A 16,569-nucleotide genomic window follows, 5' to 3' on the forward strand; every position below is an offset into this window, starting at 1 on the left:
AAACTCGATTCCATGTCTGTTCGTACGCGATGGGTCATCGTGGCCCCGGGGTCTGCAGCACTGGGGGCATTGTTTAGCTACCTTCACGTACCCGCAGCCTGGATCCTCGGCGCCATCGTGGTCTCGGGAGCCATGGCCTTGACGACGGGCAAAGAACTCGCCGTTAACGAGCACTTTTATTCTGTCGCCCGCGGGTTCATCGGAATGATGGCGGGCATACCACTGACCTTAGTTCCTGCCTCCACGCTCCTTGGCTTTATGCCAGCCGCGGTGACGATGTCACTCATCACCGTGCTTATCGGTGTCGCCGGCGGCGTGCTGCTGCACCGCTCACAGCCAAAAGATATTTCCTGGGAAACCGGAATCTTATCCATGCTGCCGGGCGGGGCCTCGCTCATGCCCGCGCTAGCCAGCGAACTCGGTGCGGACTACCGCTACGTGGCGCTGACGCAATACCTGCGCCTTCTGGCGGTGTCGGTGTCCCTCCCCTTGGTGGTCTCCTTGTTAGACGCCCCCGCGGGCAAAGGCGTCGACATGAGCGTTGACGGCGAGGTCACGTGGTGGATCGTGGGGTTGACGGTCGCCATCGCCGTGGTTGGTGAAAAGCTAGGCAAGCTGGTGTGTTTGCCAGCTGCTGCTGTTTTGGGGCCGCTCCTCCTGACCGTGCTGGTCGCCCAGGTTATTCCAGCCGGCCACACTTTGGAGCCGCTCTACGTCTTCAAAATCATGGCTTTTATGTCCATCGGCTGGGTCTGCGGTGGTGGGCTGTCGGTACCGGCACTGCGGGCCTTCGCTAAGCAGCTGCCGGCGACGATCCTCTTCATCATTGTCGTCATCGGCGTGTGCGCGCTCACTGCTGTGCCTTTGACCGCATGGCTGGACATCACCTACTTCGAGGCTTACCTCGCCACTTCGCCCGGCGCGCTGGAGACCGTCCTCGCGCTCTCCGCGGAAGGAGGGGCGGGTCCCGCCGTGGTGGCCGTGCAGATTATCCGGCTCATCATCGTGCTCGTCATCGCGGGATATTTGCCCCAGATTTTGGGGCTATTCCGCCGCTAGTGGATAAATCACAGAGTCACTAGTGGATAAATCCAAGAGTCTGACAACTAGTCCAGAATTGTCTCGCGCAGAATCGACATCGGCACAGAACCTAGGGCCAATGCCTGGGAGTGGAAATCACGTACGTCCATGCCCTGCTCCACGGCAGCGTCGCGGGTCTGCTGCCACAGGCGCTGGCCCAGAGCATAAGACGGCGCCTGGCCCGGCCAGCCCAGGTAACGAGTGACCTCGAAGGAGAGGTTAGCGTCATCCATCGCGGTGTTCTCACGCATGAAGGTCTTGACGTGGGACTTGTCCCAGATGCCGGACGCAGTGCACTCCGGCAACGCCTTGCCCAGGTGGAGTCCGATATCCACCACGACGCGGGCGGCGCGGAAGCGTTGGGCGTCGAGAAGCCCCATGCGGAAGCCCGGATCATCCATGTATCCCAGCTCCGCCATGAGTGCTTCAGCGTATAGAGCCCAGCCCTCACCGTGGCCAGAGTTCCACGTCACCGCACGGCGCCATAGGTTGAGGTCCGGTTGGGTCAGCGCGGCGCCAATCTGCAGATGGTGGCCCGGCGCGCCCTCGTGGTGGACGGTTGTCAGCTCCTGCCAGGTGTGGAAAAGCTCCTGGCCAGCCGGTACGGACCACCACATGCGGCCGGGGCGGGAGAAATCATCGGAGGGCGAGGTGTAGAAGATGCCGCCGGTGCCGGCCGGGTCGATACAGCACTCGATTTCTTTAACGGCCTCCGGGATGTCGAAGGCGTTGCCGTCGAGGTCCTTGATCGCGCGGTCCGCGGTGGACTGCATCCACTCCACTAGCGCGTCGGTGCCGTGCAGCTGGTAGCGCTCCTCTTCGTTGAGTTTGCGCATGGCCGCGCGCACGGTGACGTCGGAGCCGTAGAGCTCGTGGGCGATCTTTTCTTGTTCCGCCTTGATGGAGCGCACCTGGTCCATGCCCCACTCATAGGCCTCATCGAGGTCCACGGCATCGCCAACGAAAAGCTTGGAGAAGCGCTCGTAGCGCTCGCGGCCCACCGCATCCTGCGATGGTGCCTGCGGCTGCAGCTCGTTAGAGAGCCAATCGGCGAACTCGCCGAAGGCTTCCTTGGCCGCGTCCACCTCTGGGCCTTCAACGCCAAGGTCCTCGAGCATGGAGCCGGCGTCGGCAAGCCGCTCGCATTGCACGAAGACATCGGAGATCTGGCGCTGCGGCGCGACCATGCCACGCGAAGCCGCCTCGGTGAGGGACTCCTTGTAGCCGTTGAGCGAGGTTGCCACCTTCGACAGGCGCGAACGCAATGCATCAAGCTGCTCCGGGGTGTCCTTCGGCATGAGCATGAGGGTGTCGCGAATGGTCTGCACCGGGGAGGCAATGTTGTTAAGGCAGCGGATGTCCTCACCGGCATGGTGCAGGTCAAGATCCAGGCAGAGACGGTCGCGCAAGACGGCGGCGGTGACGTAGTCCACCTCGTCAAAATCGTCGTCATCGTCGGATTCGTCGGTGGTGTCATCGAGGGCATCGAGATCCGCCATCATCTCACGAGTGCGATCCGCCACGGAGGAGTAGTACTCCGGGGAGAAATCTTCCAACTCACCGTCGAAGCCGGGAATTCCCCACGCGGTGGCATCGGTGGGCGTGAGCTGCGCGAGGTCGTGGACGAAATTATCGCACGACGCGTCCAGCAGCGAAGGCTGGCGCTCTGCGTTCTGGTCAAAACTCATAAGGGCGAAGTCTAACGAAGATCCAGGGGTTTGGGCCAACCCAGCGCCGCCTTATTTACCAGCTTGTTAGCTAATTGTTGCTCCACTTACTTCCCGGGCTTGTCCAGGATGTAAATTCGTTGAGCACTTCAGCAGGAGAGGGGTTCACCACGAGAGCATCGAGGAAGCGCTTCTGAACGAACCCCTCCTGCACCATTGCAGAGTACATTCTTATAAACGGCTGCCAGAATCCCTTCACGTCTACGAGACCCACCGGGCTATCCAGGTTCCCCAACTGTTGCAAGGTGAGCACCTCGGTGAGCTCCTCTAGCGTTCCCACGCCACCCGGCAGGCACACGAAGGCATCCGCGAGTTCCTCCATACGCGTTTTGCGCTGCGCCATGGTGTCCACGACTTCGAGTTTGGTTACCCGCTGGTGTGACATCTCGTAATCAACGAGCTGCCGCGGGATAACCCCAATGACCGTGCCGCCGGCGGCAAGACAGGAATCTGCGACGATGCCCATCAGGCCTACGTCACCGCCGCCATAGACCAGGGTGAGGTTGCGCCGCGCGAGCTCCTCCCCCAAAAGGTGTGCGGCTTGGCCATAGGCTTCAGAGTTTCCGGCGGCGGAGCCGCAGTACACAGCAACAGAATCCATGAACACTACTCTAACGCAGGCACACTTCTAGACTATGATGTCTACTGAATCCCAATTTCTATTAGACAATGCGGTCTGCTGAATTTATACTTGCGCCATGATTAAATCTGGCCCCGTGTTCACTCGCCCCCGCACCCCAGCGGCGAAGTGCCTCCACATCATTCGACTCAACCCCGTTGTTACCCGCAGTGAACTTGTCGAAGCCACGGGACTCTCCCAGCCGACGATTACCCGCGCCACTGCCGCACTGCTGGGTGCTGGACTGATTCGTGAGCGCACGGATTTGACGCAGTCCCGCGGCCGCGGGCGCCCCACCGTGCCCCTGGAAGTGGCGGATAATGATTGGATGCTGGTTGGTATTGCGGTTGGCACCGCCTTTACCCGCATCGCCTTCTTCGACACCAAGGGACGCACCCTGCGCGAGGAAGACGTGGCTACCCCGGTGTCGCGCTTGAGTGCAAGCGATGTTATCGAGCACATCATTGCTGGTGTCAACCGCCTGATGACCGGCCTGGATCGACGTTTGGTTTCAGTCGGCGTGACCACCTCCGGCAGCGTGAACGAAGCTGGACGCATTACCGCCCACAACCTGGGCTGGGACGAGATGGATATCGCCAGCCGTCTGGAGTACCAGTTCGGCGTTCCGGTTGTCGTGTCCTCCGTCATCCCTGCCATCCTGGGATCCGAGACGCAGTCTGCGGAGCTGGGCGCAGAGAAGCCCGTCATGGTGCTCTACGCGGATGACTCCGTTGGCGCCGCGCTGACCTTGGGCGATGAAATTGTGCAGCTCGAACTCGACGAAGCTGACGTCCTGGCCACGCAGGCGATGCTGAATGAGACCGGCGGAGACTCATTCCCAGACGTGGTCGCGAATGCTGATGAAGAAACGCGGGCGCTTCTCGACGACCGCGCGCGCTCCCTCGGGGCCACCGCTGCTGAACTTTTAACGCAGCATAAGCCCGATACCCTCGTAGTCGCCGGCGGCGCCTTCTCCGATGATCCGGCGGCCCCGAAGCTCTTTGCTTCCGCCGTGCGCCAGGCCACCGATCACCCAGTGGAGCTGCGCATGATTCCTTCGCACACCGAGATTGTTCGCGCCTGCACCCGCGCTGTAGCGCTTGATCCGCTGCTGCGCGTTCCGCTGGAGCTCGGCCGCGAGGCGAAAGCTGCCTAAAAGTAAACCGAGTCGATTCCCGTAAAAAGGTGGGCCTTGAGCCCGAGACGCTGGGCGGCGGTGACGAAGTCCGGCCGATCATCGAAAAAGTGCGTGTCCTTGGCCTGCGCGCCGAGGGCATCCACGGCCACGAGGTAGGCCTCCGGATCCGGCTTGGCTACCCCAATATCGCAGCTCAGCGTCACGGCAGCGCATTCCTTCAGCCAAGGCTGCGTCTGGCGGATCCGAGTTCCCAGAACCGTCGGAACATTCGCCAAAATGCCGACGCTATGCCCTTGAGCAATAAACCCTAGGACCGCGCGCACCATCTCTTCATCGGCGACCAACAGGCGCTCGGTGTCCAGTTCGGTCGCGTGGCTGACGTCAAAGGAGCTCAGTTCCGTCAGCGCGCGAATGCGGCCCCAATACTGCGCATCGCTCAGGTGCCCAGCATTATAGGCAGGGCGAAACTCCTCATAGATGGACCAAAAGTGCTCTACATTTTCGGGACGGAGGTAATCCTCCAACTCAGAGTTCCCGGCGGGCCGCATGAGCACGCCATAAAGGTCGAAGAGCAAACTTGCCATGCGCCCAGTGTAGCCAGACCGCACTAGCTCCAGTCAGCGTGCCCGCCACGAAGAGCGGGAGCGACAGCGTGCCCTGCGCCCACAACGTCGAGGTGGCCCCCACGAGGAACAAGCCGCCGACGCTAAACAGGGAGCGGCTCAGCGCCGTCGATGCCGCGGCGGCGCAGAGCAACAGTGCTAGACCCGCGAACGGGCCAAGCATCACGGCGAGAGCGAAGAAGAAGGTTCCCAGCGCCATGTTCGTTGCGGCCAGCCACGTGCCGCCGACCAATGCGATCACAAGGCCGGCCAGGGCACCGCAAATGAGCATCAGGCGCGTTGTAGTCATGAAAGAAATTCTCCCACCAACCGCAGAGGGCTGTGGGAGAATTCCTAGAAACTATATGGCTTCGTTACCGTTGCGCCAACGAACCATCGACGCGCAGTAGGCCCGAACCGTCATTGCCCACCAGCTTGAGCTGGTCAATGATCTCAGACACGGTGGATTCTTCCTCAACCTGCTCCTCGAGGAACCAGTTGATGAGGGCGCGGGAATCGAGATCCCCAGCGGCATCCGCGGTGCGGGCGATCTCCCGGATCTGCTCCGAGACCTTCTGCTCATGCGCGAGGGATGCCTCAAAAGCATCAAGCGGGGTGGCGGCCTTGACGGAGCCGACCTGGATATCCTCCAACTCGACGCGGTAGCCACGGTCCAACAGGTGCTCGGCGAACTTCTGTGCGTGCTCGCGCTCTTCCTCTGCCTGCTTGAAGAACCAATCGCGCATACCCGGGAAGGACAGGTTGTCCATCTCGTAGGCCAGCTGGGTGTAAATCAGGGCTGCGCCGTGCTCGTTATTGACCTGGGCGTTGAGGAGCGTTTGCAGTTTCTCATCCATAAGAGTTAATCCTTTCGTGTGTTGTTCCCACAATTTCGTGTTTTGTTCCCACAATACAGAAATTCTCTGGACGCGCTAGCAAGGCGATCTTAAGCAAACTCGCACCTCATAACACTTTTTCTGGTAGGTTTACCTAACCCAAACCAGAAATTCTCTGGTAGCGCGCGAGGCTAACGCCATCGAGGCCGCGGAATTCCACCGCTACTCCACGACTTGCGTACTTGTTTTCCACGGATTCAAGCACCGCCACGGTTGAGGCATCCCAAATATCGGCCTCCGAGAAATCCACAATGACCTTGTCCACCGGCAGGGTGTAATCGAAGGCGTAGACCAGATCGTTGGACGACGCGAAGAAAAGCTGGCCGCGCACGGTGTAGACGTTGCCCTCCAGCTCCACCGACACCAGGTGCGCCACGCGGCGCGCAAAGGCCACCGAGGCGGTGAGGACGCCGAGGATCACACCGACCGCCAGGTTATTCGTGGCCAAGGTGCCAATCACCGTCACGAGCATGACGAGGGTTTCGCTCAGAGGCATACGGTGAATCGTGCGCACCGAGCGCCAATCCACGGTGTGGAAAGACACCATGAACATGACCGCCACGAGAGCAGCCATGGGGATTTTCCCTACGGTATCCCCCAACACGAGGATGAGGATAAGGAGGAAGACGCCGGCGAGGAACGTCGACAAGCGCGTGCGTGCCTGGGATTCCTTGACGTTGATCATGGTCTGGCCGATCATCGCGCACACGCCCATGCCGCCGATGGCCGCGGCGAGCATGTTGCCGATGCCCTGTCCTACGGATTCGCGTGTCTTATCGGAGTGGGTGTCCGTGAGGTCATCGACAAGCTTGGCGGTGAGCAGAGATTCCATGAGGCCGACTAGCGCCACGCCCAGTGCATAGGGAAGGCAGAGGAGGAGAGTGTCCTTCGTCCACGGCACATCCGGAATAATGAAGCCAGGCAGGGAGGTCGGCAGCTCGCCTTGGTCTGCAACGTCGGGAACCTGCCAGCCGAAAATCACAGTCAGCACGGTGACAACCACGATCGCCATGAGCGGCGCAGGGATTACCGTGGTGATTCGCGGCCACACCACCATGATCAGCAGGCCCAAGGCGACGAGGACATACACCAGCCACGGCACGTTCCACAGATGGCTCAGCTGCGCGGTGAACATGAGGATGCCTAAGGCGTTGACAAAACCCAGCATGACGCTGCGAGGGATGAAACGCATGAGCTTGGCGACGCCCAGCACTGCCATCACCACCTGCAGAATTCCCGCCATCCAGATGGTGACGAGGACGTAGTGCAGGCCATGCTCGTGGGCAAGTGGTGCGATGACCACGGCGACCGAACCCGCCGCGGCGGAGATCATGGCTGGGCGCCCGCCGGTGATGGCGATGGACATCGCCATGATGACGGAGGCGAAAAGACCCACCTTAGGGTCGAGTCCGGCGAGGATGGAGAAACTTAAAACTTCCGGGATGAGGGCGAGCGCAACAGCAAGCCCGCCAAACACTTCTTTACGGAAGCGGGCGGGCGAGTTGAAAGCCGCGCGGAAAGAACCGGCGGAGGCTTCTGACATTAATGTCCTTCCTGGAAAGAGCCATCGCGCGTGATGACCGGGAGGACGGACCATGCGAAGTTGATCCACTGGTCGGTCTTCTTCCACGAGAAGTCCGGCTCAAAGATGGTGGTCGGCTTCGTGTAGATCACCGCGGACTTGACCTCGGATGCGGTCTGCTCGAGCAGGTTGACCACGAGGTCGAGGGTCTTGCCGGAATCCGCCACGTCATCAACGACGAGGACCTTCTTGTCCTTGAGCGAGTCTGTATCTAGCTGCGGGTTAAGGAGAATCGGCTCCGGAAGGGTCTCACCGATATCGGTGTAGAACTCCACGTTGATAGCGCCCATCTCCTTGACGCCGATGGCGTAGCCAATAGCGCCGGCTGGGATCAATCCACCGCGGGCCACGCCCACGATGAGGTCCGGGAACCAGCCCGAATCCACGATTTCTTGGGACAGGAAGCGACTGGCCTCACCGAAGACCTCCCAGGTCAGGTTCTCGCGTTCCGGGTTCCACCACTCCGGGGTGCTCATCGTCTAGGTCTCCTTCGCCAGATTGTGCATTTCCCTCAGTTTAATCATCTCCCTCAGCGGAACGGAACCTCTGCCACCGTTCGCCGCAATTTGCGGGTGCGCAGCCGCTCCGGATTCTCCGCCAAGGCCTCCACCGCGCGCACCGCGCACATGACGTGAGCCTCCTTGGAATTCGAATAAAAGGCCTGCGCTTGGGCAGGAAGTTTAGGCACGGCGTGCAATGGAAGATCGGACACGGATAGCAGTGTGCCGTACGGGATGCGGTAGCGGTAGCCGTTGGCGGCGAGGGTGCAGGATTCCATATCTACTGCCACTGCGGTGGAGTGGCGCAGCCATTCCCACAAATCCCGGGAGGTGCGCCACTCCCAGTTGCGGTCATCGGTGGAGAGCACCGTGCCGGTGCGCATGAGCGAATTGTCTTTCCCATACACCTCGTCGACGGCGGCCTCCAGCATGCGCTGGATCTCCGGGATGGCGGGAATCGGGTTGCTGGTGGTGACGGTGCCGTCGAGGATGTGGTCTTCACGCTGATAAGCATTGCCCAGGATGAGATCACCGATGCGCATGCGGCCATCAAGTCCAGCGCAGTGGCCGATCATGATCCAGGCCTCCGGGCGCAGCACCGCGAGGCAGTCCGTGATGGTCTTGGCGTTAGAAGGGCCGACTCCAATGTTGATCATCGTGATGCCGTCGCCGCCGGCGGTGATGAGATCAAAGCGCGGCATCTGGTAGCGCGAGGTGAGGGTGAGCTCGTCGACGTCGAGAAGCACCGCGTCGTTGGGGTGGATGGTCTCCCCCGTGGGCAGCACGAGCGCGGTATAGCGCGAGTCTTCCCGGGCCAGCTCGCGCAGGCCGAACTTAACGAACTCGGTGGTGTGCATGGCGTAGTTGGTGAACAGGATGTACTTCTGCACGGTGTCCACCTCAATGCCGGTGTAGTGCTCGATGCGGGCGCAGGCGATGTCGAAGCGCTGCGGGCCAAAGTGAAAGAGTGGCTTTTCCTTCCCGTGGAAGGCTTTCCAGGCGCCGTCAACGATTCCGTCATGCACCGCATCGAGCGTGGGCCGGGGTATGTCGCCGCGGTCCTGGGGAATTTCTGTAATCCCCCGGATATATTCCGGCGGGATGCGCTCATCTGATTGGCCCACGTAAATATCGCAGGGATAGTTATTGGTGAGCCGCGTGAGCTGCTCTGTGAGGTATCCACGAATCAGCCATGGCTTTGATATCACCGCCGAGTAGCGGCCCTCTTGGTCCACGTAGCCGAAGGGTTCAGAGCGGTCGATGGGCGTCCACTGACGCACATGCACGGTGATCTTCGGGTAGACCACGTGGCGGTAGGCGTCGTGGCCCCCCGAGGCGAGTGCGTGACGTGCCAGCTCGCAAGAACTGTCATAGAGCTCGCTGAGGCGCGCAACCGCTTCGTTGACGGAGTGGACATGCTGCAGGTCGGTCATGCCCGCGAGTGTATCCATGAAAGAAGCCCGCCGCGGTGAAGCGGCGGGCCCTATCCCCATGACTAATCCGGTAGCGCGTGCGGTGTGGAGCTCACCGCCGGACCAAATTAGGCAAGCCTTAGCTTAGTACGAAAGTTGGATAAGGGTCAAGAGTAAACTGAAATTCCATGATCCCACTCCCCCTCGGTGCCCGCAGACGTCCGCGCGGCGTCTACGAAGACGACTGGTCCGCGCGTCCCACCGCCGAACGACCCTGGGCGGTTGTTTTGATCCACGGAACCTGCGACAGCAAGGGGATATGGCAGGTTCTCGCAGGAATGCTCCGCGCCGCTGGCTGGGCCACCTTCGCCCCTGACTACGGGACCCGCGCCACCGGCCCCCTGCAGGAATCCGCCCGGCAGCTCGACGCCTACGTCAACGCCGTCCGCACCGTTACCGGCGCTGAAAAAGTAATCCTCGTCGGGCATTCACAAGGTGGGTTATTGGCTCGGTACTGGATGCGCATGCACGACGGCGCAGAGTGTGTACGGCACGTCGTCTGTATCAGTGCACCCAACCACGGCACGACCCAGGGTGGAATCGCCAGCCCCCTCTTTCGCAGCGAAAGGCAGGAGGAAGTGGCGCGCTCGCTTATCGACGCCTGGTTTGGCCCCGCCGGAATGCAGCAAGTAACCGGCAGCAAGATAATTGAGGACACGAACCGCGGCAGTGAGGTCGAACCCGGAGTGAGCTATACGTGCATCGCCACGCGCTCCGATGCCATCGTGGTTCCGCCCAACACCTGTTTCCTCAATGGCCAGCAGGTAAGAAATATCTATATTCAGGACATCGAGCGCCGCGCGATAATCCGCCACGAAGATATGCCCATGGATAGGCGGGTATGCCAGTTTGTCCTCGAAGAACTGGAGCAACTCTAGAGTTCTAGCTCGTCCAGGATCGCATCGAAAGCCGGGCCCACTTGAGTGCGCCACAGGGTGTCTACGCGGTCATCCGCGCGTCCTGGCCCTCCATTGATGGTGGCTACGCGCTTGCCCTGTTTCTTGGCCTCCAGAACGAAGCGGAAGCCGCTCATGACCGCCAGCGAAGAGCCGGCTACCAGCAGGGAGTCAGACTCGTTGACCATCGCATAGGCGGCGTCCTTCTTATAGGTGGGGACGGGCTCCCCAAAATAGACCACGTCTGGCTTGAGGCGCTGTGAGCCGCACCGCACGCAGCCGGGCATGACAAATTCTTCGACCGCTTCGTGGCTGAGGGCAACGTCGCCGTCGGGGTTAACGTCCTCTTTGTTGACTGCCCAGCGTTGCAGATATGTCGGGTTGGCTGTGGCCGCGCGGGCGTCGTAGTCCGCGCGTGTTTCTTCGTATCCGCAGCTCAAGCACACCACGTGTTGCATGTCCCCGTGCAGGGCGATGAGGTTGCGCTGCCCGGCTTCCTCGTGGAGGCCGTCGACGTTTTGGGTGACAACACCCGTAAGGAGCCCGGCGCGCTCGAGTTCGACCAACGCGTAGTGCGTGCGGTTGGGGTGTGCGGCCTGCATGACCCGCCAGCCAACGAAAGCACGGGCCCAATAGCGGTGCGAGGCCTGCGGATCGTGGAGAAATTCCTGATAGGTCATGGGGCGGTGGCGGCTGAGGGAACCGTGCGGGCCGCGGTAGTCCGGCACGCCTGATTCCGTGGACACTCCCGCCCCGGTGAGGACCATGACGTTGCCGCGGCGCAGTTGCTCGGCGACGGCCTCCAGTGCCTGTTGTGGGGGAGTCGGCTCCGCAATCTCGGCGACGACCCGGGAGATGGAGCGCAGCGCGGACTGGTGGGCGTGGGCAACGGCGGGATCCATGGTGCCCCAGCTTACGGAAGTGCCTCCTCATAGAGGTGGTCCGAGTCGAGCTCGCCGTGGCGCGAACAACGCGCGTTCCAGCCGTCCGGGCGCACCTGCACCACCATGCGACGCCCGCACAGCTGGCAATAGCGCGGGACGTCCAGGCCCGCCGCGGCTGCTGGATGGAGGGGAAAGTTTTCACTGAGCGGCTTGCCGGTGTTGGGATGGAATAGTGGCTCCTCGCCGGCAAGGACGGCGGCGGCCAGCTCCGTCGAGCTGTTCATCAGAGCGCCTTGATGGGCAGATCGATGCGGCCGAGCATGTCGACGTCCTTCTCAATCTGCTTGCCCAGCGTGGTCAGGTAGTTGCCGGCGATGATGGCGTTGATGCCGCCAAGCAGGCCCTTTTCCGTGCCGTCGTCGCCGAGCGAGAGCTCGCGGCCGCCTGCAAAGCGGAGGGTCACCGACGGCATAGCCAGGCGGAAGGCGGCCACGGCACGCAGCGCCTCACCGAGCGGGACCAGGGGGTAGTTCGCGAACGGGGTGCCCGGGCGCGGGTCGAGGAAGTTCATCGGCACCTCGCAGGGCTCGAGCTGGGCCAGCTGGTAGGCGAACTCGGCGCGATCTTCGAGAGATTCGCCCATTCCGATGATGCCGCCGGAGCAAATCTCCATGCCGACAGCACGGACGTTCTCGAGGGTTTCTTTGCGCTCCTCCCAGGTGTGGGTCGTGACCACGTTGGGGAAGAAAGACTTGGAGGTCTCCAGGTTGTGGTTGTAGCGCTGGGCGCCCATATCCTTAAGGCGCTGGGCTTGTTCGCGCGTCAGCGTGCCCAGGGATAGGGAGATTTCGATATCGACTTCATCGAGGATGGCCGGGATGGCCTCGGCAACCTGGGACAGGAGGTTCTCATCTGGTGCTTTGACCGCAGCCACGATGCAGAACTCCGTAGCGCCGGTCTTAGCGGTCTTCTTGGCGGCTTCCACGAGCTCCGGGATGTTGAGGCGCGCGGCGCGCACGGGAGACTCGAACAGGCCTGACTGCGAGCAGAAGTGGCAGTCCTCCGGGCAGCCGCCGGTCTTAATGGAGATGATGCCTTCCACAGACACGTCCGGGCCGCACCACTTCAGGCGCGTCTTATGGGCGATGTCGGCGATCTCTTCCAGCTGCTCATCCGGGATCTGGAGGACTTGCAGGAGTTCTTCTTCGTTCAGGCCGATGCCCTGCTCCAGGGCCTTCTCGCGTGCGATATCTACGATGCTCATGCGGGAAACCTTACTTGAACACCGTTCAAGTTGCGGTAAATCGACGCGCTTTTTTGTGCACGGCTACTCTTTATGCCATGGATTCCACGCTCTATGACGACACCCTCACACTACTTCAGGAGCTTATTCGCAATGCTTGCGTGAATGACCTCACGCCGGACTCCGGCAACGAAGTCCGCAATGCTGATACCTTGGAGCGATTTTTTGCAGGTACCCCAGTGGAGATCCAACGCTATGAATCGCACCCAGGCCGCGTGACCATCGTGGTGACCGTTCCGGGTGACCCGGACAAGGAGCCGCTAACGCTCATGGGGCATACGGATGTCGTGCCCGTCGACGAGCCGAAGTGGACCAAGCCTCCCTTCGACGCCGTCATCGAGGATGGCAAGCTCTACGGCCGCGGCGCGGTAGACATGCTCTTTATTACGGCGACGATGGCGGCGGTGACTCGCGATGTGGCCAAGCGCGGCAACCCAGGCGGCACCCTGGCCTTCGTGGGCATGGCCGATGAAGAAGCCCGCGGCGGTTTAGGCTCCATCTGGATGGACAAACACCACCCCGAGGCCTACTCGGTGCGCAACTGCCTCTCGGAGACCGGCGGCAGCCACCTGCCCGGCGCGCTCGGCTTCAACGTCGGCGAGAAGGGCGCGGGCCAGCGCCGCCTGCACGTGCATGGCGATGCCGGTCATGGCTCAACGCCTTTCGGCAAGGACTTTTCCATCGTCAAGATCGGTGAGGTCGCTCGCCGCATCGCCGCCGCTGAGCCGCCCGTGGCCACGGATGAGGTGTGGCAGGGATTCGTCAAGACCTTCCGCTTCGACCCCGCAACGGAGGCAGCGCTTCTCGACGGCTCCGCTACCGCTGCCGACTACGAAAAGTTCGGTAATTTGTCTGCCTACGCCCACGCCTTCTCGCACACGACGATTGCCCAAACTGTCCTACGTGCAGGTGGTGCCATCAACGTACTGCCCTCCCACGCCTATCTAGAGATGGACATCCGCCCCTTCCCCGGCCAGACCCAGGAGGAGCTCGACGAGTTCCTGCGTGAGGCCCTCGGCGATATGGCCGAGGAGGTAGAGATCGAGCACCTTATTACTGAGGACGCCACGCAGTCCTCCACCGACACTGAGCTCTGGCGCTGCATCGAAGAGACCGCTCACGAGTTTTTCCCGGATAAGGAAGTGCTGCCAGTGCTGGCAACAGGTGGCTCCGACTTGCGCGTGGCTCGTCGCCGCGGCGGCAATGCCTACGGTTTTGCACTGCATGCCGAGGATCGGGACATGGCCAGCGCAAACTCACAGCTGCACAGCCACGATGAGCACCTTTACCTGGAAGACTTGGATTTGACTGTGAAGGCGTATTTTTCGCTGGTAAATCGTTTCCTGGCGCGTTAGTACTTGCACAAACGTGTAAAAGCTGTGGCACAATGTGGCGCATGAGAAATAAGCTTGTCCTCTGCTCCGTTGCTGCTGCCATCGGTCTGTCCGCTCCTGCCGCCTCCGCCGACATGGTGGATGACTATCTGGCCAAGGTCCCGGCCGGCCAGATTTCCTGTGAGCAGGCCACCAAGTACTACACCAACCCGTCCGACTACAACAGCAAGAAGTCCCAGGCACTTGCTGCTGCTAACTTCCACCCGCGCGGCGGCGAGATCCGCGATGCCATCGCCCGCGCCGACGAGGCCATCGCTCGCTGTGGCCTAAACGGTGGCGGTGGTACACCTGCCAACAACGGTGGTGCCCCAGCCAACAACACCGCTCCTGCCAACAACGGTGGTGGCCACAACGGCGGTCACAGTGCTCCAGCCAATAACGGCAATAACGCCCCAGCGAACAACGCTTTTCCGACCTTCCCGGTGACCATCGGCAACTTCACCTTCAACGTCCCGGACATTCTGGCGTACCTGAAGACCCTCGTCGAGGGCACCCCGCTGGCCCCGCTTTTGCCGTAGTTGCCTAGCTGAAATACGTCCCCGCGTGCAGCGCACAGCCTGGATTGAAGGCGTGCCCGCACGCGGGGCATTTATATGCCGAGTATTCGGCGTAGGTCATTGTTCGGCCGCAGGCCCCACACATGACGCACAGCTCGTCCTTCGGCATGGGCCCGAAGTCATGATCCGTTAATTCCGCGTGGCAGAGCGAACACGCGAACCATCCGCCGCAGGTGTGGCACTTGTTCGCAATGACATCGACAAGCGTGTGCCAGTGACGGCACCTGCCTTCCGCGTCGATGGCCCCTTGGATTTGGGTCATTAGCGCGTCAGTCCCCATATGATCTGTTCGTGCACGCGCGAATCATGGGGCAGCTGCCCGTGCTCGACGGGAGCGGACTCCACGTTGGCCACGTCCGCGCCCGGGACAGCGGTGAGCTCAGAGGTCCGATTTGGCGTCACGGTGTTATCCGCCGGCGAGTAGATGGACGTGTAGGTGACGCCGGGCGCGGTGTCCGGAAGCTGATTGAGATCCTCCATAAAGTCCGAGCCCTGCAACTGCTGGATGCCGGCGCTGGTGCCCAGGAAATCAACCACATCGGGCGCGATTTTGGCCGCCGTGCTGAGGGGTGTTGCTCTGTCACCCCACGTTGTCCCGTGGAAGTTCGCACCGATTGTAACCACTCGGTTCACTTCCTCTGCTGAGCCGTAAAGCTGCGTGAAGGTCTTGGTGTGCAGGCCGCCTTGGGAGAAACCGACGAGGTTTACTTTGTGTGCTCCGGTGACCTCACGGATGTGCTCAATGTGCCCGGCTATTTCGCGCCCTGAAGAATCCAGATCCGCAATACCCTTCATGTAGTCATAGGCATTCTGGTACGTGATGTCCTCGGCGCCGTAGTCGAAGGCCCACACGCACATGCCCTGCTCGGTGAGTTTTGGGATGAGATCATTCCAATCGGCCGCGTTGGCTGAGGTGCCGTGGAGAAGGACGACCGGCTCGGTGACCGAACCCGTGGGCTTACAGTCAGGATCATTGATACCGAGATCCTGCGCGGCGGAGGTCTCGATGGTCTGGGCATGAGCCGGAACAGGAGCGGCGGTGCCGAGGAGGATGGCCAAGAAAGCGCGCTGTAGAAAGCCGTTTTTCATGAGGCACTAGCTTATCCTCCAAGGCTGGCCATTTACTGTGTGGTTTCTCTGCGCATGTGGGGTGGCGGCCACTAGCATGATGATGGATAGACAAAGGATCTGAAATGAAGCGACTTCTCTCTCTTGCCGCTGCGCTCTTTGTGCTCAGCGGCTGTTCCTCACTCGACGTTGAATCCACTCCTGAGAGTGAGACGTCACCAAGCACAAGCACCAGCGTTACTGAAACAGCAGAAGAGACCCCACGCCCCACCCTTCCCACTGCCGAGGAAAGCGCCGAAGATATCGGCGTGGATCAACCGCAAGAAGAAGTCATCGGCTTCACCGAGGCGCCTGGTGTAGCGCAGCCTACTCCGATGGAGAAGACCATCGAATCCTGCGGTGACGTCTCACTGCACGAAACCGGAACCACATTCTTCAGCGATGGAACTTCTGGCTGGACGCAACAATGCGCCGACGAAATGATGGCCGCGAATCCCCCAGTGCAAGAGGCCGCCGCTATTTATGAAGCACCCGCCGTACAACAGAACTACGTTCACCCCGGCGCGTATTGCAATGGCGGTAGCGGCGTATCAAAGAAAGGTGTCCCGATGACGTGCGCGCCCGCTTCTGATGGCAGGATGCGCTGGCAAAGCGCTTAAGCCGGCGGTACACCCCTTCTCACGAACCTGTCACTGTCGTTCACGGTAAATAAGAGCGAAAAACTTCAAATTTCTGGCCACTATTTACCGTGAACGTAGGCTTACCCGAAAACGACAACAGCCCCGCAAGAAGATGCGGGGCTGTTACAGCGTGCCCGGGGCGGTGTCTGGTTCGGAGACATCGTTCCGCAT

General features: G+C 61.2%; 19 protein-coding genes. 6 read left to right on the forward strand and 13 right to left on the reverse strand.

All coding sequences use genetic code 11. The features are described from left to right. Positions 1 to 12: 12 nt before the first annotated feature. The gene (locus HMPREF2896_RS01570) at positions 13 to 1,059 is read left to right on the forward strand and encodes an AbrB family transcriptional regulator (protein WP_246823961.1); all 1,047 of its coding nucleotides are present in this window, start codon (positions 13 to 15) and stop codon (positions 1,057 to 1,059) included. A gap of 47 nt (positions 1,060 to 1,106) precedes the next feature. On the opposite strand, the gene HMPREF2896_RS01575 is transcribed toward HMPREF2896_RS01570, so the two are convergent. After that, positions 1,107 to 2,768, reverse strand: a complete 1,662-nt coding sequence (locus HMPREF2896_RS01575; protein ID WP_070444406.1) for a DUF885 domain-containing protein — start codon at positions 2,766 to 2,768, stop codon at positions 1,107 to 1,109. A 70-nt stretch (positions 2,769 to 2,838) separates the two neighbouring features. Next, positions 2,839 to 3,408, reverse strand: coding sequence for an LOG family protein (locus HMPREF2896_RS01580; RefSeq protein WP_070710523.1), 570 nt, complete (start codon positions 3,406 to 3,408; stop codon positions 2,839 to 2,841). Between the two features lie 97 nt (positions 3,409 to 3,505). On the opposite strand from HMPREF2896_RS01580, the gene HMPREF2896_RS01585 reads away from it, so the two are divergent. Further along, positions 3,506 to 4,582 (forward strand): ROK family protein, encoded by a 1,077-nt coding sequence (locus HMPREF2896_RS01585; protein ID WP_070444410.1) that lies wholly within the window; start codon positions 3,506 to 3,508, stop codon positions 4,580 to 4,582. Here the strand turns inward: HMPREF2896_RS01585 and HMPREF2896_RS01590 are convergent. The 6 genes from HMPREF2896_RS01590 to amn form a co-directional block, all read right to left on the reverse strand. Beyond that, positions 4,579 to 5,148 (reverse strand): HAD-IA family hydrolase, encoded by a 570-nt coding sequence (locus HMPREF2896_RS01590; RefSeq protein WP_070444412.1) that lies wholly within the window; start codon positions 5,146 to 5,148, stop codon positions 4,579 to 4,581. The genes HMPREF2896_RS01585 and HMPREF2896_RS01590 overlap by 4 nt on opposite strands. Next, positions 5,090 to 5,476: a hypothetical protein gene (locus HMPREF2896_RS01595; protein ID WP_070444414.1), complete on the reverse strand. Its 387-nt coding sequence runs from the start codon at positions 5,474 to 5,476 to the stop codon at positions 5,090 to 5,092. The genes HMPREF2896_RS01590 and HMPREF2896_RS01595 overlap by 59 nt, the downstream gene beginning before the upstream one ends. Before the next feature lie 64 nt (positions 5,477 to 5,540). Continuing rightward, a complete protein-coding gene (locus HMPREF2896_RS01600; RefSeq protein WP_070444417.1) occupies positions 5,541 to 6,023 on the reverse strand; it encodes a ferritin in 483 nt (160 codons plus the stop codon). 133 nt (positions 6,024 to 6,156) lie between these two features. Continuing rightward, a complete protein-coding gene (locus tag HMPREF2896_RS01605) occupies positions 6,157 to 7,605 on the reverse strand; it encodes a SulP family inorganic anion transporter (protein WP_070717152.1) in 1,449 nt (482 codons plus the stop codon). Next, complete coding sequence (locus HMPREF2896_RS01610; protein ID WP_010188260.1) at positions 7,605 to 8,120, reverse strand: phosphoribosyltransferase; 516 nt, start codon at positions 8,118 to 8,120, stop codon at positions 7,605 to 7,607. The genes HMPREF2896_RS01605 and HMPREF2896_RS01610 overlap by 1 nt, the downstream gene beginning before the upstream one ends. 53 nt (positions 8,121 to 8,173) lie before the next feature. Then, entirely contained in the window at positions 8,174 to 9,577 is a 1,404-nt protein-coding gene (gene amn, locus HMPREF2896_RS01615; protein WP_070717155.1) for an AMP nucleosidase, read from the reverse strand. Positions 9,578 to 9,744: 167 nt separating this feature from the next. Between amn and HMPREF2896_RS01620 the strand changes: the two genes are divergently transcribed. Then, positions 9,745 to 10,494: an esterase/lipase family protein gene (locus HMPREF2896_RS01620; RefSeq protein WP_070717157.1), complete on the forward strand. Its 750-nt coding sequence runs from the start codon at positions 9,745 to 9,747 to the stop codon at positions 10,492 to 10,494. Here the strand turns inward: HMPREF2896_RS01620 and HMPREF2896_RS01625 are convergent. Genes HMPREF2896_RS01625 through bioB form a run of 3 tightly spaced genes read right to left on the reverse strand, consistent with a single transcriptional unit; the run spans position 10,491 to position 12,660 of the window. Beyond that, the gene (locus tag HMPREF2896_RS01625) at positions 10,491 to 11,414 is read right to left on the reverse strand and encodes a Sir2 family NAD-dependent protein deacetylase (RefSeq protein ID WP_070717160.1); all 924 of its coding nucleotides are present in this window, start codon (positions 11,412 to 11,414) and stop codon (positions 10,491 to 10,493) included. The genes HMPREF2896_RS01620 and HMPREF2896_RS01625 overlap by 4 nt on opposite strands. A gap of 11 nt (positions 11,415 to 11,425) precedes the next feature. Next, positions 11,426 to 11,680 (reverse strand): biotin synthase auxiliary protein BsaP, encoded by a 255-nt coding sequence (locus tag HMPREF2896_RS01630; RefSeq protein ID WP_070717164.1) that lies wholly within the window; start codon positions 11,678 to 11,680, stop codon positions 11,426 to 11,428. Then, positions 11,680 to 12,660, reverse strand: coding sequence for a biotin synthase BioB (bioB, locus tag HMPREF2896_RS01635; protein WP_070717167.1), 981 nt, complete (start codon positions 12,658 to 12,660; stop codon positions 11,680 to 11,682). The genes HMPREF2896_RS01630 and bioB overlap by 1 nt, the downstream gene beginning before the upstream one ends. 77 nt (positions 12,661 to 12,737) lie before the next feature. On the opposite strand from bioB, the gene HMPREF2896_RS01640 reads away from it, so the two are divergent. Together HMPREF2896_RS01640 and HMPREF2896_RS01645 are read left to right on the forward strand one after the other, a co-directional pair. Further along, a complete protein-coding gene (locus HMPREF2896_RS01640; protein ID WP_070717172.1) occupies positions 12,738 to 14,054 on the forward strand; it encodes a M20/M25/M40 family metallo-hydrolase in 1,317 nt (438 codons plus the stop codon). Between the two features lie 41 nt (positions 14,055 to 14,095). Further along, entirely contained in the window at positions 14,096 to 14,611 is a 516-nt protein-coding gene (locus HMPREF2896_RS01645) for a hypothetical protein (RefSeq protein WP_371325883.1), read from the forward strand. A 4-nt stretch (positions 14,612 to 14,615) separates the two neighbouring features. Here the strand turns inward: HMPREF2896_RS01645 and HMPREF2896_RS01650 are convergent, their stop codons facing one another. Then, positions 14,616 to 14,912, reverse strand: a complete 297-nt coding sequence (locus HMPREF2896_RS01650; protein ID WP_010188246.1) for a CHY zinc finger protein — start codon at positions 14,910 to 14,912, stop codon at positions 14,616 to 14,618. After that, a complete protein-coding gene (locus HMPREF2896_RS01655) occupies positions 14,912 to 15,739 on the reverse strand; it encodes an esterase/lipase family protein (RefSeq protein ID WP_070717176.1) in 828 nt (275 codons plus the stop codon). The genes HMPREF2896_RS01650 and HMPREF2896_RS01655 overlap by 1 nt, the downstream gene beginning before the upstream one ends. Positions 15,740 to 15,843: 104 nt before the next feature. Between HMPREF2896_RS01655 and HMPREF2896_RS01660 the strand changes: the two genes are divergently transcribed. After that, positions 15,844 to 16,377, forward strand: coding sequence for a lipoprotein (locus HMPREF2896_RS01660; protein WP_070717179.1), 534 nt, complete (start codon positions 15,844 to 15,846; stop codon positions 16,375 to 16,377). Positions 16,378 to 16,569: the final 192 nt, after the last annotated feature.

The sequence above is a fragment of the Corynebacterium sp. HMSC069E04 genome (assembly GCF_001813175.1).
Taxonomy (GTDB): domain Bacteria; phylum Actinomycetota; class Actinomycetes; order Mycobacteriales; family Mycobacteriaceae; genus Corynebacterium; species Corynebacterium aurimucosum.

What these genes read in the sequence shown, in the direction of transcription:
- HMPREF2896_RS01640 (WP_070717172.1), top strand. Translation starts at nt 12,738, where the DNA reads ATGGATTCCACGCTCTATGACGACACCCTCACACTACTTCAGGAGCTT.
- HMPREF2896_RS01645 (WP_371325883.1), top strand. Translation starts at nt 14,096, where the DNA reads ATGAGAAATAAGCTTGTCCTCTGCTCCGTTGCTGCTGCCATCGGTCTG.
- HMPREF2896_RS01630 (WP_070717164.1), bottom strand. Translation starts at nt 11,680, where the DNA reads ATGAACAGCTCGACGGAGCTGGCCGCCGCCGTCCTTGCCGGCGAGGAG.
- HMPREF2896_RS01570 (WP_246823961.1), top strand. Translation starts at nt 13, where the DNA reads ATGTCTGTTCGTACGCGATGGGTCATCGTGGCCCCGGGGTCTGCAGCA.
- HMPREF2896_RS01590 (WP_070444412.1), bottom strand. Translation starts at nt 5,148, where the DNA reads ATGGCAAGTTTGCTCTTCGACCTTTATGGCGTGCTCATGCGGCCCGCC.
- HMPREF2896_RS01655 (WP_070717176.1), bottom strand. Translation starts at nt 15,739, where the DNA reads ATGAAAAACGGCTTTCTACAGCGCGCTTTCTTGGCCATCCTCCTCGGC.
- HMPREF2896_RS01600 (WP_070444417.1), bottom strand. Translation starts at nt 6,023, where the DNA reads ATGGATGAGAAACTGCAAACGCTCCTCAACGCCCAGGTCAATAACGAG.
- HMPREF2896_RS01620 (WP_070717157.1), top strand. Translation starts at nt 9,745, where the DNA reads ATGATCCCACTCCCCCTCGGTGCCCGCAGACGTCCGCGCGGCGTCTAC.
- HMPREF2896_RS01625 (WP_070717160.1), bottom strand. Translation starts at nt 11,414, where the DNA reads ATGGATCCCGCCGTTGCCCACGCCCACCAGTCCGCGCTGCGCTCCATC.
- HMPREF2896_RS01580 (WP_070710523.1), bottom strand. Translation starts at nt 3,408, where the DNA reads ATGGATTCTGTTGCTGTGTACTGCGGCTCCGCCGCCGGAAACTCTGAA.
- HMPREF2896_RS01605 (WP_070717152.1), bottom strand. Translation starts at nt 7,605, where the DNA reads ATGTCAGAAGCCTCCGCCGGTTCTTTCCGCGCGGCTTTCAACTCGCCC.
- HMPREF2896_RS01650 (WP_010188246.1), bottom strand. Translation starts at nt 14,912, where the DNA reads ATGACCCAAATCCAAGGGGCCATCGACGCGGAAGGCAGGTGCCGTCAC.
- HMPREF2896_RS01585 (WP_070444410.1), top strand. Translation starts at nt 3,506, where the DNA reads ATGATTAAATCTGGCCCCGTGTTCACTCGCCCCCGCACCCCAGCGGCG.
- amn (WP_070717155.1), bottom strand. Translation starts at nt 9,577, where the DNA reads ATGACCGACCTGCAGCATGTCCACTCCGTCAACGAAGCGGTTGCGCGC.
- HMPREF2896_RS01595 (WP_070444414.1), bottom strand. Translation starts at nt 5,476, where the DNA reads ATGACTACAACGCGCCTGATGCTCATTTGCGGTGCCCTGGCCGGCCTT.
- HMPREF2896_RS01575 (WP_070444406.1), bottom strand. Translation starts at nt 2,768, where the DNA reads ATGAGTTTTGACCAGAACGCAGAGCGCCAGCCTTCGCTGCTGGACGCG.
- bioB (WP_070717167.1), bottom strand. Translation starts at nt 12,660, where the DNA reads ATGAGCATCGTAGATATCGCACGCGAGAAGGCCCTGGAGCAGGGCATC.
- HMPREF2896_RS01610 (WP_010188260.1), bottom strand. Translation starts at nt 8,120, where the DNA reads ATGAGCACCCCGGAGTGGTGGAACCCGGAACGCGAGAACCTGACCTGG.
- HMPREF2896_RS01660 (WP_070717179.1), top strand. Translation starts at nt 15,844, where the DNA reads ATGAAGCGACTTCTCTCTCTTGCCGCTGCGCTCTTTGTGCTCAGCGGC.